Source organism: Streptomyces sp. NBC_01431 (assembly GCF_036231355.1).
In the GTDB taxonomy this organism is placed as follows: Bacteria; Actinomycetota; Actinomycetes; order Streptomycetales; family Streptomycetaceae; genus Streptomyces.
Genome location: NZ_CP109496.1, coordinates 5,855,886 through 5,871,318 on the forward strand (window position 1 = coordinate 5,855,886; position 15,433 = coordinate 5,871,318).

Annotated in this window: 14 protein-coding genes; 4 read left to right on the forward strand and 10 right to left on the reverse strand. The window is 72.1% G+C overall.

Annotation, left to right across the window (positions count from 1 at the left end):
- Positions 1 to 12 precede the first annotated feature (12 nt).
- Together OG522_RS26725 and OG522_RS26730 are read right to left on the reverse strand one after the other, a co-directional pair.
- Positions 13 to 1,329, reverse strand: a complete 1,317-nt coding sequence (locus OG522_RS26725) for an NAD(P)/FAD-dependent oxidoreductase (RefSeq protein ID WP_329465543.1) — start codon at positions 1,327 to 1,329, stop codon at positions 13 to 15.
- Positions 1,330 to 1,551: 222 nt separating this feature from the next.
- On the reverse strand, positions 1,552 to 2,451 hold the full coding sequence (locus tag OG522_RS26730; protein ID WP_329465544.1) for a TIGR01777 family oxidoreductase: 900 nt from the start codon (positions 2,449 to 2,451) through the stop codon (positions 1,552 to 1,554).
- 36 nt (positions 2,452 to 2,487) lie between these two features.
- Between OG522_RS26730 and OG522_RS26735 the strand changes: the two genes are divergently transcribed.
- Positions 2,488 to 3,012 (forward strand): GNAT family N-acetyltransferase, encoded by a 525-nt coding sequence (locus OG522_RS26735; protein ID WP_329465545.1) that lies wholly within the window; start codon positions 2,488 to 2,490, stop codon positions 3,010 to 3,012.
- Positions 3,013 to 3,080: 68 nt separating this feature from the next.
- Positions 3,081 to 4,343 (forward strand): amidohydrolase, encoded by a 1,263-nt coding sequence (locus tag OG522_RS26740; protein WP_443074755.1) that lies wholly within the window; start codon positions 3,081 to 3,083, stop codon positions 4,341 to 4,343.
- An 18-nt stretch (positions 4,344 to 4,361) separates the two neighbouring features.
- Here OG522_RS26740 and OG522_RS26745 read toward each other — a convergent pair whose 3' ends face one another.
- Positions 4,362 to 5,009 carry a TetR/AcrR family transcriptional regulator gene (locus OG522_RS26745; protein ID WP_329465546.1) on the reverse strand — a complete coding sequence of 216 codons (648 nt, stop codon included), beginning with the start codon at positions 5,007 to 5,009 and terminating at the stop codon, positions 4,362 to 4,364.
- Between the two features lie 193 nt (positions 5,010 to 5,202).
- Between OG522_RS26745 and OG522_RS26750 the strand changes: the two genes are divergently transcribed.
- A complete protein-coding gene (locus tag OG522_RS26750; RefSeq protein ID WP_329465547.1) occupies positions 5,203 to 6,006 on the forward strand; it encodes an SDR family NAD(P)-dependent oxidoreductase in 804 nt (267 codons plus the stop codon).
- A 25-nt stretch (positions 6,007 to 6,031) separates the two neighbouring features.
- On the opposite strand, the gene OG522_RS26755 is transcribed toward OG522_RS26750, so the two are convergent.
- Both OG522_RS26755 and OG522_RS26760 read right to left on the reverse strand, forming a co-directional pair.
- Positions 6,032 to 6,553 (reverse strand): DUF4240 domain-containing protein, encoded by a 522-nt coding sequence (locus OG522_RS26755; RefSeq protein WP_329467751.1) that lies wholly within the window; start codon positions 6,551 to 6,553, stop codon positions 6,032 to 6,034.
- Positions 6,554 to 6,677: 124 nt separating this feature from the next.
- On the reverse strand, positions 6,678 to 7,550 hold the full coding sequence (locus OG522_RS26760; protein WP_329465548.1) for a winged helix-turn-helix domain-containing protein: 873 nt from the start codon (positions 7,548 to 7,550) through the stop codon (positions 6,678 to 6,680).
- Positions 7,551 to 7,814: 264 nt separating this feature from the next.
- Between OG522_RS26760 and OG522_RS26765 the strand changes: the two genes are divergently transcribed.
- Positions 7,815 to 8,042 carry a hypothetical protein gene (locus tag OG522_RS26765; protein ID WP_329465549.1) on the forward strand — a complete coding sequence of 76 codons (228 nt, stop codon included), beginning with the start codon at positions 7,815 to 7,817 and terminating at the stop codon, positions 8,040 to 8,042.
- 33 nt (positions 8,043 to 8,075) lie between these two features.
- Here OG522_RS26765 and OG522_RS26770 read toward each other — a convergent pair whose 3' ends face one another.
- From OG522_RS26770 to sucB, 5 genes are all read right to left on the reverse strand, one after another.
- Positions 8,076 to 8,987: a FadR/GntR family transcriptional regulator gene (locus OG522_RS26770; RefSeq protein ID WP_329465550.1), complete on the reverse strand. Its 912-nt coding sequence runs from the start codon at positions 8,985 to 8,987 to the stop codon at positions 8,076 to 8,078.
- A gap of 98 nt (positions 8,988 to 9,085) precedes the next feature.
- Positions 9,086 to 9,868: a VOC family protein gene (locus tag OG522_RS26775; RefSeq protein ID WP_329465551.1), complete on the reverse strand. Its 783-nt coding sequence runs from the start codon at positions 9,866 to 9,868 to the stop codon at positions 9,086 to 9,088.
- Between the two features lie 100 nt (positions 9,869 to 9,968).
- The gene (aceE, locus tag OG522_RS26780; protein ID WP_329465552.1) at positions 9,969 to 12,665 is read right to left on the reverse strand and encodes a pyruvate dehydrogenase (acetyl-transferring), homodimeric type; all 2,697 of its coding nucleotides are present in this window, start codon (positions 12,663 to 12,665) and stop codon (positions 9,969 to 9,971) included.
- A gap of 226 nt (positions 12,666 to 12,891) precedes the next feature.
- The gene (locus tag OG522_RS26785) at positions 12,892 to 13,518 is read right to left on the reverse strand and encodes a GntR family transcriptional regulator (RefSeq protein ID WP_329465553.1); all 627 of its coding nucleotides are present in this window, start codon (positions 13,516 to 13,518) and stop codon (positions 12,892 to 12,894) included.
- A 128-nt stretch (positions 13,519 to 13,646) separates the two neighbouring features.
- Entirely contained in the window at positions 13,647 to 15,416 is a 1,770-nt protein-coding gene (gene sucB / locus OG522_RS26790; RefSeq protein ID WP_329465554.1) for a 2-oxoglutarate dehydrogenase, E2 component, dihydrolipoamide succinyltransferase, read from the reverse strand.
- Between the last annotated feature and the right edge of the window lie 17 nt (positions 15,417 to 15,433).

A 15,433-nucleotide genomic window follows, 5' to 3' on the forward strand; every position in this document is an offset into this window, starting at 1 on the left:
GGAGGCGACCGGTCAGGCCGCCTTGTGGATCACCTCCGGTGCCGCGTGCCAGTCCTGTACGCCTAGGTCGGTGAGGATCGCCTCGGCGGCGCGGCGGCCCGAGTACAGGGCGCCCTGGACGGTGCTGGTGTCCCGGTGGTCGCCGCACACGTACAGGCCCGCGAGCAGGCGGACCGGGCGGCGCAGATCGTGCGGGGCGGCCATCGAGGGCACGGCCTGCGGGGTGTGGTGCACGGCGAGCAGCTCCCAGTCGGCGGTGGACGTCGCGTACAGGCGCGCCAGTTGGCGGCGTACCGCGTCCGCGACGTCGTCGGGCGGAGTGCCGAGCACGGTCGAGGTGATCAGGGCGCGGCCGCGCGGCGCCCGGCTCGGGTCGACCTCGCTCATCACCGAGCTGTACGCCACCGGCCCGCTGCGGTCCGCGTCCAGGAGCAGCGCCGGGTCGGCCAGCGGGGACTCGGGGGCGGTGTGGTGCAGCACGGTGAGCGGGTGGAAGGCGGGCACCCGCAGGCCGGGCAGGAGCTCGGCGGCCGCGGGCGCGTCGGTGGCCAGGAGCAGCGAGCGGCAGCCGAGCACGCCGTGGTCGGCGGTGGTGACCGAGGTGGTGGCGACGGACGTGACCTTCACGCCGGTACGTACGGTGCCGGGCGGCAGGGCGTTCGCGAGGAGTTCGGGCAGCGTGGCCGCGCCGCCCGCCGGAACGCACAGCCGCCCGCGGGCGAAGCCACGCAGCGCGAGGTCGGCGCACCGGCTCGACGTGGTCAGGTCCGGGTCGCAGAGCAGCGCGGACAGCAACGGGCGGACGAAGCCGTCCAGCGTCCGGACGGGCAGGCCCCGGCCCAACAGGGCCTGTCCGATGGGGAGTTCGGGCCGGGCGGTGATCCGCTCGACGGAGGTCGCTGCCAGCCGGGCCAGCGCCTTGCCGAGCCGGGCCTGATCCAGGGCGCCGCCGAGCGGGGTGACCGTGCCCCGGGGGGCGCTCGCTCGGGCGCGCGCGGCGGCCAGCGCGCCCCTTGCGCTCCCTGTCGCGCCTGCCCGGTAGTGCCGGCCCTCGCTGTGCACGAGGACGCCCGGTGCGAACGGTCGCAGCGGCAGGTCCTCCAGGCCGGGGGTGCGGGTCAGTTCCGGGTACGAGGTCGAGAGCAGCTGCCCGATCCGGTCGAGCCGGAAGCCGTCGACGGAGCCGGTCGACATGCGGCCGCCCACGGAAGGGGCCGCCTCCAGAACGCTGACCGTGACTCCCGCGCCGGTCAGCCGATGGGCGGCTGACAGGCCCGCGAGCCCGGCCCCCACGATGAGTACGTCCGCATGGTGTGCGGTGCTGAGCACGTGGCCCTCCCCGAGGTAGGCGCGGCAGGTGGAGGCCTCATGCCCCCAACTGGCCCACGGAATGCCGGAGTTCGAGGAGAGAGTAGGGATGCCGGGCGGGGGCGGGGGGTCCGCGCATGGGGGCATACGGGCGCACGGTGGCCCTCCGGGGAGGGTGTTCGCCCACCCGCCCGTGCGCCGCTCGCCGCGCGAGGTGGCACGGCCCGGCTCCGCCCCGGGCCCCTACCGCGCCGCCGCCCCAATCGCCTCGTCCACCCCCGGGAACGCGAACCTGAAACCCGCCGACAGCAGTTGGCGGGGTACGACGCGTTGGCTCGACAGGACGTCCTGTGCGAGCTCGCCGAGCGCCAGCCGGATCGCGGGGGCCGGGACGGGCAGCAGGGCCGGGCGGTGCAGGACCCGGGACATCGCCGCCGTCACCTCGCGGTTGGTCACCGGCTCGGGGGCGGTCAGGTTCACCGGGCCGGAGATCGACTCCGTATCGATCACGAACCGCAGCGCCGCCACCTCGTCGTGGAGGGCGATGAAGGACCAGTACTGGCTGCCGTCGCCCAGGCGGCCTCCCAGGCCTGCCCGGAACAGCGGGAACAGCCTGGCCCAGGCGCCGCCCTGGCGGGCCACCACCAGCCCCGTCCGGGCGAACGCCGTGCGGATGCCCGCCTCCGCCGCCGGCGCGGCGGCTTCCTCCCACTGCACGCACAGCGACGCGAGGAAGCCGTCGCCCGGCGGCGCCGACTCGTCCACCGCGCGGTCGCCGGTGTCGCCGTAGTAGCCGATCGCCGAGCCGGACACGAGCACCCGCGGCGGGCTGTCGAGCGAGGCCACCGCCTCCGCGATCGCGGCCGTGCCGAGCACCCTGCTGTCCCGCAGTTCCTTCTTGTACGCCTCGGTCCAGCGATGATCGCCGATGCCCGCCCCGGCCAGATGCACCACCGCCTCGCAGCCGACGAGCCCCGCCGTGTCCACGTGCTGGCGTACGGGATCCCATGCGATCTCGTCCGGCGCGGCCGGACGGTGGCGTACCAGACGTACCACCTCGTGCCCGTCCGAGCGCAGCGAGCGCACCAGCGCCGTACCGATCAGTCCTGTCGAGCCCGTCACCGCGATCTTCATGGAAACCATCCTTGCGCCTCGCGGCCCCCGTGGCACAGTGGCTCCATGTCCGAGTCGTACGCCCAGCCCACCGCCGTGCCCGCTCTCCTCATACGCACCGCCCTGCCCGCCGACGACGACGCGCTCAGTGTGCTCACCCGCGAGGTCTGGTCGCCGCTGCACGCCGTGGCGCCGCGCCCGGTGCCGCCGTACGAGCCCTTCTTCGACGACCGGCACCAGCCCGCCGACTTCCTCGTCGCCGAGGTCGACGGTGCGGTAGCGGGGTACATCCGGGTGGCTGCGCCCACCCCACTCGCCTGCAACCGGCACGTACGGCAGGTCCAGGGCCTTGAAGTGGCCGAATCCACGCGCGGCCGGGGCGTCGGGCGCGCGCTGCTGCGCGGTGCGTACGAGGCCTGCCGCCGCCAGGGCGCGACCCGCATCACCCTGCGCGTCCTCGGCCACAACGCCCCGGCACGCGCCCTGTACGAATCGGAGGGCTTCGCCGTCGAGGGCGTACTGCCCGGCGAGTTCCTCCTCGACGGCGCGTACGTCGACGACGTCCTCATGGGGCGTTCGCTGCTCGACTGAGAAGTCTCGGTGGGGCGCTCCCCGCTCGGTCGACCTGGAAACCGTTCCGCATCCGAAAGGTGGGCAGCGTGCCCGAGTACACGGCATCGGCCAAGGCGGCCGCGGAGGCCGCCACGACCGCACTGCGGGGGCTCGACGCCATCCGCGACGATCTCGCCGCCCTCTACCGCGATCTCCACGCCCACCCCGAGCTCTCCTTCGCCGAGCACCGTACGGCGGCCGAAGTCGCCTGCAGGGCAGGGGAGTTGGGGTACGACGTGACCACCGGCGTCGGGCGCACGGGCGTCGTGGCCGTCCTCGCCAACGGGCCCGGACCCACCGTGCTGCTGCGGGCCGACTTCGACGCGCTGCCGGTGCGCGAGCGGACCGGACTCGACTACGCCTCCACCGCCGAAGGCGTCATGCACGCGTGCGGCCACGACATGCACGTCACCTGCCTGCTCGGCGCGCTCGGGCTGCTCGCCGAGGCCCGCTCGCTGTGGAGCGGCACGGTCCTCGGGGTGTTCCAGCCGGCCGAGGAGATCGGGCAGGGCGCGCGGGCCATGCTCGACGACGGGTTCTACGAGCGGTTCGGCACCCCGGACATCGTGCTCGGCCAGCACGTGGCGCCGTTCCCCGCCGGAATGATCGGCGCGCACGCGGGACCCGCCTTCGCCGCCACCGACGCGCTCAAGGTCGTCATGTACGGGAGGGGCGCGCACGGTTCGCGGCCCGAGGCCTCCGTCGACCCGGTGGTGATGGCCGCGTCGACCGTGCTGCGGCTCCAGACGGTCGTGTCCCGGGAGGTCCCGGCCGGTGAGACGGCCGTGGTCACGGTCGGCGCGCTGAACGCCGGAACCAAGGACAACATCATCCCGGACGAGGCCGAGCTGAAGCTCAACATCCGTACGTACAAGGACGAGGTGCGCACCAAGGTGCTCGGCGCCGTCGAGCGGATCGTGCGCGGTGAGGCGGTCGTCGCCGGGGCCGAGCGCGAGCCCGACATCACGGAGATCGACTCCTTCCCGGTGCTCGTCAACGACGCGGACGCCCTCGCGCGGACGATGGCCGCCGTCGGCGCGGTCATCGGTGCCGACAAGGTGATCGATCCGGGTCCCGTGACCGGCAGCGAGGACGTCGGCCTGTTCGGCACCGAGGCCCAAGTCCCGGTCTGCTACTGGCTGTTCGGGGGAGTGGAGGCCGAGGAGTTCGGTGCCGCGTTCGCCGCGGGCACCCGTGACCGGGACATCCCGTCCAACCACTCGCCCTTCTTCGCCCCGCTGGTGGAACCCACCCTGACCACCGGCGTCACCGCCCTGACCACGGCGGCGCTCGCCTGGCTCGACGCGTAAGCGCGTACGCGGGCGGCCTCAACGGGCCAACAGGCGCATGCCGCCGGTGAGTTCGCGCAGGCAGCGCACGGCGAGTTCGGCGGGGGAGCCCGGCCCCGAGGCGGGCGCGTCGGTGCCGGCCCACGCCTCCAGGGCCACCCGGATGGCGTCGGTGGCCGCGGCCGCGGCGAGGCGCACCTCCAGGGGGTCGGCGCCCGGCCCGGCCAGGCGGGCGAGCACGGGCAGCAGGCGCTCCTCGGAGTCCTGGTTCACCCGGTACCAGACCGCGCGCAGCGCCGGGTCGTGCCCGGCCGCGCGCAGCAGCCCGCGGGTCCAGGTGAACTGCTCGGCGGTGGCGGCGTCGGGCACCGAGAGCGCCTGGCCGACCGCGACTTCCAGGGTCTTGGCCAGTTTGCCCGGTTCGGCGGCTTCGAGCAGCGCCCGCCAGCGCTCGGCGCCGCCGGAGAGCAGCGGGCCCACCGCGTCCTGTTTGGAGCGGAAGTACCGGTAGAAGGTGCGCAGCGCGACCCCGGCGTGCCGGGCGATGGCCTCGGCGGTGGTGCCGTCGGGCCCGTGCTCGGCGAAGAGCGCGGCGGCGGCGCGGGCGATGTCGAGCTGGGTCGCGGCCTTGCGGCGCTCGGTCAGGGAGGGCGGGTTTGCGGCAGGCCGGCTCGGGGGCTGAGTCACTTCGCCAGCGTACGCCCGCGACCTCGGTGGCTGCACGCAATGACGCTATGGCAAATCGTGCCACTCGGGCGTACCGTGTACGTCGTCGCCGTCGTCGTCTTCCTGGGCCTCCTCCCCTCGACGTCGTCCGCACCCAGTCCGCACCGAACAAGTCCGGACCGAAGAAATCCACCACGAAGAAAGCTGGACCGCGATGAGCGCGATCACCCTCACCCAACGCTACGAAGGCCGCCGTGCCCTGATCACCGGCGGCGGCTCGGGCATCGGGCAGGCCACCGTGCTGCGGCTGCTCGCCGAGGGCGGCCACGTGGTCGCCGCGGACGTCAGCGAGGCGGGTCTGAAGGACACCGCGGACAAGGCCGGAGCCGGCCTCGGGCGGCTCACCACCCTCGTCCTCGACATAGCGGACGAGGACTCGGTGCGCGCGGGCGTCGCCGCCGCCGTCGGCGCGCTCGGCGGACTGGACGTGCTGGTCAACGCGGCCGGCATCCTGCGCTCCTCGCACACCCACGAGACGAGCCTCGCCGACTTCAACAAGATCATCGCGGTCAATCTGACCGGCACCTTCCTGATGATCCGCGAGGCGATCCCGGCGCTGCTCGAAGGCGACGGCGCGGCAGTCGTCAACTTCAGCTCCACCTCCGCCGCGTTCGCCCACCCGTACATGGCGGCCTACGCGGCCAGCAAGGGCGGCATCCAGTCGATGACGCACGCGCTCGCCGCCGAGTACGCCAAGCAGGGCATCCGCTTCACCGCCGTGCAGCCCGGCTCGATCTCCTCCGGCATGACCGACGGCACCGGCGCCTCCCGCTCCAGCGTGGGCCCCGGCCTGCCCGCGGACGCCGACATGTCGCTCTTCATGAAGCTCGCCCCCGCCATCGGCCAGGGCTTCGCGGGCCCGGAGACGGTGGCGTCGGTGGTCGCGATGCTGGCCTGCGACGACGGCCGCTTCATCACCGGCACCGAGATCCGCGTCGACGGCGGCACGCACTTCTGACCCCCCGGCCGCACGCGCGGTGCGCTCACCCCGTCCCGAAGCGCTCCCACAGCCGGGGGAAGCGGGACGCGAGCGCGGACTCGTCCTCGAAGTCCAGCGGGGTCCCGTGCGGCTCCGGGGGCTGTGGCGGGATGCCGAGATCCGGCGCCACGACACCGGTGAGCTGCTCGTACGCCTCGTCCGCCGCGTAGCCGAGCTCCTCCCCGTCGCCGTCGATCTCCTCGTCGAACTCGCCGAGGAGATCGGCCAGCGCGTCCGGGTCGTGGATCGCGCCCTCGAAGACCTCGCGGCCCTGGCCGATGAGCCAGCAGCGGAAGTAGTCGAAGGCGTCGTCGCTGGCCCCGCCGAGCAGCACGGCCGCCGCGCCCCACAGGTCCCAGTGGTAGGCGCGGTTGTAGCGCGCCTCGAAGTGGCGCGCGAAGTCGAGCACGGAGTCGGGGTCGAGCTGGAGCAGCCGCTCCACGAGCAGCTCGGCCTGCTCCTCGGGGTCGCCGTCGGCGGCCTCGCGAGTGCTGTCTACGATCTCCCAGAACTCCGTCTCGTCCATCACGGAACCAGCATCGTGGGTGGGGGAGTGCGGCGCACGTGGAGCGGCGCATTTCGTCCGGTTGCCGCTCCTGACTCACCCCTGGCACACCTGTCGCCATACCGCTGGCACGCCAAATCGCGCGCTAGTCGTCGAGGAGCCGCAGCGGCTGCGCCACCATGTCCCAGCGGGAGTTGAACCAGGCCTGCACCTGCTGGAACTCCGCGCGCTCCAGAGACCGGGCGCCGTTCCCCTCCAGGGCCGCCGGGAACAGGGTGTCGCTGTGCAGCTCCAGTACCTCTATGGAGGCGTCGTCGACCAGGATGCGGGTCGTGCGCAGCGAGTAGTAGCCGGTCAGCATCTGTGTGCCGTTGATGAGGTACCGCTTCTCGCCGGGCACCGTCGGCAGCCCCCGGATCTCCACCGAGACCGAGGCGACCTTGCCTTCCTCGGCCAGCTGGGTGAGCGAGTGGTGCAGCGCCTCCGCGTACATCCGCACGACTCGGCGCAGCCGCCGCAGCGGGCGCAGGTCAAGGGGGTCCTCGACGTGGCGCGGGTAGGGGTGGTGGGTGTCGAGGTCCGGTACGAGGACCCGTACCCGGATCGACTGCGGGGCGGGCCGGTCGCCGAGCCGGATCAGCTCGGCCTGCTCCTGGACGACCCGGGACAGCTCCTCGGTGTGCAGCGACCAGACGTCGAGCGAGACGTGGGGCGCCTCGAAGGCGCGGGACACGTAGTGGACCAATGGCCGCCCGATGGCAGCCTGGCGGGCCACTCGGGCGCCCCGGCCCGACACCCCGGCCTCCAGGAGGCCCTCCTCGCGCAGCAGCTGGAGCGCCGTCTGCACGGTGCCGCGGCTACAGCCGAACCGGCGCATGAGCTGCTGCTGGGTGGGCAGCGCCTCGCCGGGCGCCGGCACCCCGTTCTGGATGTCCTGGCGCAGTGCGTCGGCGACCAACCGGTAGCGGGGGTTCTCCCCGGCCTGGCCCCGGTCGGCCCCTGAGGTGTGGATCGTCACCCGGCGAGGCTACAACTCCCGGTCAGGACACGACAGATGGCTGCAAGGACCGGTCAACTACCCGAGTTGCTCAGTTGGTTGGACCTGATGGTCGATCAACTCCCCATTGGTATAGATGTGTTGACGGATATACAGCCGGTTGACCATAGATGGCTGCCATTCAGTCCGGGTAGAAAGGAGGGACAGAATCGCCGGCCAATGAGGGTGCCAATCATCAGTCAGTACGGTGCGGTCCGCGGCGGCGACAACCGGAGGAGGTGTTCCATGGGACTGGAGACCCGAGTGCAGATCGTCCTCGAACTGCTGACGAACGCGGGCGTACTGATGCCCCTGCTCGGCCCGTCCGGGCTGCTGGTGCTGGTACTGGGTGTGCTGCTGGCGAAGGGCGGCGCGCGCCGCGAGCCGGCGCGGCCGGTGCCGTCCGCGCCGCGCACCAACCTGGTGTGCGTGGCGGCCGTGCTCCTGGTGTTCCTGCTGATCGCCGCGGCCTGACCCCGCGGAACGCGCCCGGGTCCATGGGTCCGCTCAGTTGGGATCCATGGGGCGGGCGATGGTGTTCCACAACGAGTCGAACCACTGCTGGGTCTGCTCGACGTAGGTGCGGGTCACCTGGTCGTCGTCCACCACGGCGTGGCGGAAGAGCATGCCCTCCACGCCGAGCATGTCGTAGATCTCGATCGGGCTCCGGTCGAGGTCCACCGTCCGCTCCGTCACCTGGTAGTGGCCGGCCAGGACCTCGCGGCCATTGAGGATGTAGACCTTCTGGGTCGGGGTGATCGACACCTTGCGGGCCTCGACGGTCACGTCCGGGACCAGGTCGCGGACCTTGAGCATGCGCAGCGAATGGCGCAGCGAGCCGTAGATGTGGTTGCTGGTGATCCGCAGCCGCTCGCGCGGCCGGGCGTTACTCGGGTCGCCGATCACCTGGGGGAGGGCCAGCGAGTCCTCCGCGGCGGGCAGCAGGATGCGGACGGCCACCCGGCGCGGGCCCGAGCCCTCGGCCTGTATGGCGACCAGCGGCCCCGCGAGCGCGGAGGCCAGCGTCTCACCGTTGAGGCAGTACGCGTCGATGGTCACCTCGTCCTGGCGGAAGCACTGCGCCACCCGCTCGCCGAGGAAGAGCCCCGCCGGCCGCGGCGAATGGCGGCGCGGCTCGGGCACGGGGCGCCCGGTCGCCGGCGTCGGCACAGTCGCGGGGTGGGCGACCGTCGGCGGGGTGCCCTGCTGGGCCCGCCTGATCAGGCCTTCCCGCTCCAGGAGTTCAACGGCGCCGCGGACCGCGCCGCGCGGCACGGCGAACCGCCTGCCGAGTTCCGCCTGGGTCGGGATCCGCTCGCCGACGCGTAATTCCCCGCCGGAGATGAGAGCGCGGAGGCCGTCCGCGACCACATCCCGCGGACGACGCTGTCCATCGGTCGAAGCGCTGTTTCCAGGCACGCCCCAACTCTACAACGGCCTGCCAATGAGCGGGAGTTGTGTGCCAGAACCTGCCAATGCGGGCCCGGACGGTGCGGGCGCCGCCCCGCAGCCCCGCCTCAAAGGCCGGAGGGGCTGGGACCACTCAGGGCGATCACCGAGAACAGGCCGCCCTGCGGGTCGCTCAGCAGGGCGAAGCGGCCCGGGGGGATCGTCGTGGGGGGTACGTGGACCGAGCCGCCCAGTTCCTTCGCCTTCGCCGCCGCCGCGTCGCAGTCCTCGACCTGGACGTACACCATCCAGTGCGGCGGCACCTCCGGCGGGAAGTCGTCGCTCATCCGCATCATGCCGCTGAAGCTCTCCCCCTCCAGCTGCCACTCCGTGTACTCGGAGCCGCCGTAGGGCTCCGAGTCCGCGACCCAGCCGAAGACCGTCCGGTAGAACGTCTTCGCCCGGTCGGAGTCGCGCACCATCAGCTCGAACCAGCACATGCTGTCCGGCCGGGCGACGACGCCGAAGCCCTGGTGCTGCTTGGGCTGCCAGACGCCGAAGACCGCACCCTCGGGGTCGGCGAACACCGCGAGCCTGCCGGACTCGAAGACGTCCATGGGGCCGGCGACGATCGATCCGCCGTTGCCCGTCACCGCCGCGGCCGTCGCGTCCGCGGACTCGACCTGGAAGTACGCCAGCCAGGCCACCGGCTGCCCCGGCGCCATGCACGGCCCGTACCCGCCGACGTACCTGTCGCCGAGCAGGAACATCCCGTATCCGCCCGCCTCCTTCATCGGCACGTCCGCGCCCTGCCAGCCGAAGAGCCCGCCGTAGAAGGTCTTGGCGGCGGCTACGTCGGTCGTCGACAGGTCGGCCCAGGTGGGCGCGGACGGGCGGTTGTAGATCTTCATGCGGTGCTCCCGGAGTGGTGGCGCCCCCGGTCGACCATTCACGCACGCGTGCCCCGCCCCGGCAATCGGGACGGGGCACGCGTGCGTGGACCGGGTGGGCCTACAGGCCGTAGCGCTCGCGCGCTTCCTTCACGGCCGTGACCGGGACCTCGCCGCGCCGGGCGAGCTGGGCCAGCGCCGCGACGACGATCGACTGGGCGTCGACGCCGAAGTGGCGGCGGGCCGCCTCACGGGTGTCGGAGAGGCCGAAGCCGTCCGCGCCGAGCGAGGACCAGTCCTGCTGGACCCACTGCGCGATCTGGTCCGGGACCTGGCGCATGTAGTCGGAGACCGCGAGGACGGGGGAGTCCACACCCTCAAGTGCCTTCTGCACGAAGGGAATTCGCTCCTCGCCGCGCAGCAGGGCCGCATCGGCTTCGAGGGCGTCGCGGCGCAGCTCGGTCCAGGAGGTGGCGGACCACACGTCGGCTGCCACGCCCCACTCCTCGGCGAGCAGCTTCTGTGCCTGAAGCGCCCAGTGGATCGCGGTGCCAGAGCCGAGCAACTGGATGCGGGGGGCGTTGGCCAGTGCCGTGTGGCCTGCCGTTTCCGCCGTGTTGAAGCGGTACAGGCCCTTGACGATGCCCTCGTCGATGCCCGCGGGCTTCGCCGGCTGAGGCATCGGCTCGTTGTAGACGGTGAGGTAGTAGAAGACGTCCCGGTCCTCGCCCGGGGCCGCCTCGCCGTACATCCGGCGCAGACCGTCCTTGACGATGGCCGCGACCTCGTAGGCGAAGGCCGGGTCGTAGGACATGGCCGCCGGGTTGGTCGCCGCGATCACCGGGGAGTGACCGTCCGCGTGCTGGAGACCCTCACCGGTCAGCGTCGTACGACCGGCGGTGGCTCCCACCAGGAAGCCGCGGCCGAGCTGGTCGCCGAGCTGCCACATCTGGTCGGCCGTGCGCTGCCAGCCGAACATCGAGTAGAAGATGTAGAAGGGGATCATCGCTTCGCCGTGCGTGGAGTACGCGCTGGACGCGGCGATGAAGTCGGCCATCGAGCCGGCCTCGGTGATGCCCTCGTTGAGGATCTGGCCGTCCTTGGCCTCGCGGTAGTACATCAGCTGGTCGCGGTCGACCGGCTCATACGTCTGGCCCTTGGGCGAGTAGATGCCGAGCGAGGGGAACAGCGACTCCATGCCGAAGGTGCGGGCCTCGTCCGGGACGATCGGGACCCAGCGCTTGCCGGTCGTCTTGTCGCGGATCAGGTCCTTCATCAGCCGGACGAACGCCATGGTGGTGGCCATGGACTGGCTGCCGGAGCCCTTGTCGAACGCCGCGAACGACTTGTCGGCCGGGGCCGGCAGCGGGGCGATCGCGTGGCTGCGGCGGGCCGGGGCCGGACCGCCGAGCGCGGCGCGGCGCTCCTGGAGGTAGCGGACCTCGGGGGAGTCGGCGCCGGGGTGGCCGTAGGGGACCTGACCGTCCACGAACTGGTCGTCGGAGATGGGGAGTTCAAGAAGGTCACGCATGTTCTTGAACTCGTCGTTGGTGAGCTTCTTCATCTGGTGGTTCGCGTTCTTGGACGCGAAGCCCTCACCGAGGGTGAAGCCCTTGACCGTCTGGGCCAGGATGACGGTCGGCGCACCCTTGTGGGACAGGGCGGCCTTGTAGGCGGCGTACACCTTGCGCGGCTCGTGGCCACCGCGCGAGAGGTGGAAGCACTCAAGGATCTTGTCGTCGGAGAGCAGCTTCGCCATCTCGACGAGCGCCGGGTCCTTGCCGAAGAAGTCCTCGCGGATGTAGGCCGCGTCGCGCGTCTGGTACGTCTGCACCTGGGCGTCGGGGACCTCGCGCAGGCGGCGGACCAGGGCGCCGGTGGTGTCGAGCTGGAAGAGCTCGTCCCAGGCGCCGCCCCACAGCGACTTCACGACGTTCCAGCCGGCGCCGCGGAACTGGGCCTCCAGCTCCTGCACGATCTTGAAGTTGGCGCGGACCGGGCCGTCCAGGCGCTGGAGGTTGCAGTTGATGACGAAGGTCAGGTTGTCCAGACCCTCGCGGGCGGCGAGCGCGAGGGCCGCCGTCGACTCGGGCTCGTCCATCTCGCCGTCACCGAGGAACGCCCACACGTGGGAGTTCGAGACGTCCTTGATGTTCCGGTTGGTGAGGTACCGGTTGAAGCGCGCCTGGTAGATCGCGGAGAGCGGGCCCAGTCCCATGGAGACGGTCGGGAACTCCCACAGCCAGGGCAGGCGGCGCGGGTGCGGGTAGGACGGCAGGCCGTCGCCGGCGGACTCCTGGCGGAACTTGTCGAGGTGCGCCTCGGTCAGGCGGCCGTCGAGGAAGGCGCGGGCGTAGATGCCGGGCGAGGCGTGACCCTGGATGTAGAGCTGGTCACCGGAGCCGTCGCCCTCCTTCCCGCGGAAGAAGTGGTTGAAGCCGGTCTCGTACAGCCAGGCCGCGGACGCGAAGGTCGCGATGTGGCCGCCGACGCCGTACTTCGAGCCCCGGGTCACCATGGCCGCCGCGTTCCAGCGGTTCCACGCGGTGATCCGGCGCTCCATCTCCTCGTCGCCGTCGATGACGGGCTCCGCGGAGGACGGAATGGTGTTGACGTAGTCCGTCTCCAGCAGCTTCGGCAGGGCCAGGCCCGCGCCTTCGGCGTGCTGAAGCGTGCGGCGCATCAGATACGCGGCCCGATGCGGGCCAGCGGCCTTGGCGACGGCATCGAGGGAGGCCGCCCACTCGGCGGTCTCCTCGGTGTCACGGTCCGGGAGCTGGTCGAGCTCGCTCGGAAACTTGGCTACGGGGTCGATCATGATCGCCGCCTTCCGGACAGGAGGGGGGTGGAGAAAAAGGGGCCTTTGTCTGGCAGGACGGGGCCTTGGACTGGTGAGTCCGCCGTTGACTGTAAGCCGACGATCGATGATCGATCAAAGCGTTGAGCCAAAAACTTCTTCGAATCGCGAAAGTCGGCACAGGGTGCCGCCCATCAGGGCACGCGGTGCCTTGGATTTCCAGGTGGTCGGGAAGGCGCCGCGCAGGTCAGGCGCTGCGCGGCGCGCACCCCAGGACATGGGCCTTCACCAGCGTGCCGATGGCCGGATCCCGCCGCCGGAACGCCGCGACGAGGTCCGCGTGCTCTTCGGCGTACGACTTCTGCACGGTGCCGAGCCACCGGATCGACAGGGCGGTGAACACCTCGATGCCGAGGCCCTCCCATGTGTGCAACAGCACACTGTTGTTGGCCGCCCGCACCAGTTCCCGGTGGAAACCGACGGTGTGCCGCACCTGGGCGGTGCCGTCGGCCGCCCGGTCCGCCTCGTACAGCGCCGCCACGTGCGGCTCCAGGGCCGAGCAGTCCTCGGCGAGCCGCTCGGCCGCCAGCTCGGCCGCGATCTGCTCAAGACCGGCCCGCACCGGATAGCTCTCCTCCAGGTCGGCCGCGCTCAGATTCCGCACCCGGACGCCCTTGTTGGGCGCCGACTCGATGAGACGCAGGCTCTCCAGCTCACGCAGGGCCTCCCGTACGGGGGTCTGACTGACCTGGAGCTCCACCGCGATGCGCCGCTCCACGATCCGCTCGCCGGGCTTCCAGCGGCCGCTGACGATCCCCTCCACGATGTGCTCGCGGATCTGCTCGCGCAGCGAGTGGACGACGGGCACGGTCATGGGGGCTCCTTAAGGCGAGCGGTGACCTCCAAACAATACGGCCGCGCCCCCGCCCGGAAGAGCCCCGGGCGAGGGCGCGGCCGCTGGTGAGACGAGTCTTACAACCGCCTCGGCGTGCCTTGTGAGCCTTACAGGCCGAGCTCGACCTCGAACTCGCCGGCCTCCAGGATCGCCTTGACAGCCGTCAGGTAGCGGGCCGCGTCGGCGCCGTCCACCAGACGGTGGTCGTAGGAGAGCGCCAGGTACGTCATGTCACGGACGCCGATGACGGTGCCCTCGGCGGTCTCGATGACCGCCGGACGCTTGACGGTGGCGCCGATGCCCAGGATGGCGACCTGGTTCGGGGGCACGATGACCGTGTCGAACAGCGCACCGCGCGAACCGGTGTTGCTGATCGTGAAGGTCGCGCCGGACAGCTCGTCCGGGGTGATCTTGTTGCCGCGGACCTTGCCGGCCAGCTCGGCCGTGGCCTTGGAGATGCCGGCCAGGTTGAGGTCGCCCGCACCCTTGATGACCGGGGTCATCAGACCCTTCTCGGAGTCCACGGCGATGCCGATGTTCTCCGAGTCGAAGTACGTGATGGTGCCCTCGTCCTCGTTGATCCGGGCGTTGACGACCGGGTGGGCCTTCAGCGCCTGGGCCGCCGCCTTCACGAAGAACGGCATCGGGGACAGCTTGACGCCCTCACGCGCGGCGAAGGAGTCCTTCGCCTGGTTGCGCAGCTTCATCAGCTTCGTGATGTCGACCTCGACGACCGTGGTCAGCTGGGCCTGCGTGTGCAGCGCCTTCATCATGTTGTCGCCGATGACCTTGCGCATGCGGGTCATCTTGACCGTCTGACCGCGCAGCGGGGACGCCTCGACGGACGGGGCGGCCTTCTTCGCGGCGGGAGCGGCGGCCGGGGCGGGAGCCTTGGCGGCCTCCGCGGCGGCGATGACGTCCTGCTTGCGGATGCGGCCGCCGACGCCGGTGCCCTTGACCGCGCCCAGGTCCACACCGGACTCGGAGGCGAGCTTGCGGACCAGCGGCGTGACGTACGCGCCGTCGTCACCGGCGGTGGCGACCGGAGCCGGTGCCTGAGCCACCGGAGCCGGAGCGGCAGCGGGAGCCGGAGCCTGGGCGACCGGAGCCGGAGCGGCCGGGGCGGCGGTCGGAGCCGGTGCCGGAGCGGCCGGAGCCGGGGCGGCAACGGGGGCCGGAGCCGGGGCCGGGGCCGGGGCGGGCGCGGCGGCCGGAGCCGGAGCGGCCGGGGCCGGGGCCGGGGCGGCGGCCGGAGCCGCGCCCGGGGCGCCGATGACGGCCAGCTTGGCGCCGACCTCGGCGGTCTCGTCCTCGCCGACCACGATCTCCAGCAGGACACCGGCGACGGGCGCCGGGATCTCGGTGTCGACCTTGTCGGTGGAGACCTCGAGCAGCGGCTCGTCCTCGGCCACCTCCTCGCCGACCTCCTTGAGCCAGCGCGTGACGGTGCCCTCGGTGACGCTCTCGCCGAGCGCGGGGAGGACGACGTCGGTGCCCTCGGCGGAGCCACCGCCGGAAGCGGCCTGGGCCGTGGGGGCCGGCGCGGGGGCGGCGGCCTCGGTGGAGGGCGTCGCCTGCGGGGCCGGGGCGGCCGGGGCCGCGGCCTGGGCCGGTGCCGGGGCGGCAGCCGGAGCACCGGTGCCGTCGTCGATGATGGCGAGCTCCGCGCCGACCTCGACGGTCTCGTCCTCGGCCACCTTGATGGAGGCGAGGATGCCGGAGGCGGGGGCGGGGATCTCGGTGTCGACCTTGTCGGTCGAGACCTCGAGCAGCGGCTCGTCGGCCTCGACGCGCTCGCCCTCGGCCTTCAGCCAGCGGGTGACGGTGCCCTCGGTGACGCTCTCGCCGAGCGCCGGAAGGGTTACGGAAACCGACATGGTTTCTGTTGCTCCTT

Excerpts from the sequence above, each read along its gene's own strand:
- sucB (WP_329465554.1), bottom strand. The coding sequence starts at position 15,416 with ATGTCGGTTTCCGTAACCCTTCCGGCGCTCGGCGAGAGCGTCACCGAG.
- OG522_RS26775 (WP_329465551.1), bottom strand. The coding sequence starts at position 9,868 with ATGAAGATCTACAACCGCCCGTCCGCGCCCACCTGGGCCGACCTGTCG.
- OG522_RS26755 (WP_329467751.1), bottom strand. The coding sequence starts at position 6,553 with ATGGACGAGACGGAGTTCTGGGAGATCGTAGACAGCACTCGCGAGGCC.
- OG522_RS26765 (WP_329465549.1), top strand. The coding sequence starts at position 7,815 with ATGGGACTGGAGACCCGAGTGCAGATCGTCCTCGAACTGCTGACGAAC.
- OG522_RS26730 (WP_329465544.1), bottom strand. The coding sequence starts at position 2,451 with ATGGTTTCCATGAAGATCGCGGTGACGGGCTCGACAGGACTGATCGGT.
- OG522_RS26785 (WP_329465553.1), bottom strand. The coding sequence starts at position 13,518 with ATGACCGTGCCCGTCGTCCACTCGCTGCGCGAGCAGATCCGCGAGCAC.
- aceE (WP_329465552.1), bottom strand. The coding sequence starts at position 12,665 with ATGATCGACCCCGTAGCCAAGTTTCCGAGCGAGCTCGACCAGCTCCCG.
- OG522_RS26735 (WP_329465545.1), top strand. The coding sequence starts at position 2,488 with ATGTCCGAGTCGTACGCCCAGCCCACCGCCGTGCCCGCTCTCCTCATA.
- OG522_RS26750 (WP_329465547.1), top strand. The coding sequence starts at position 5,203 with ATGAGCGCGATCACCCTCACCCAACGCTACGAAGGCCGCCGTGCCCTG.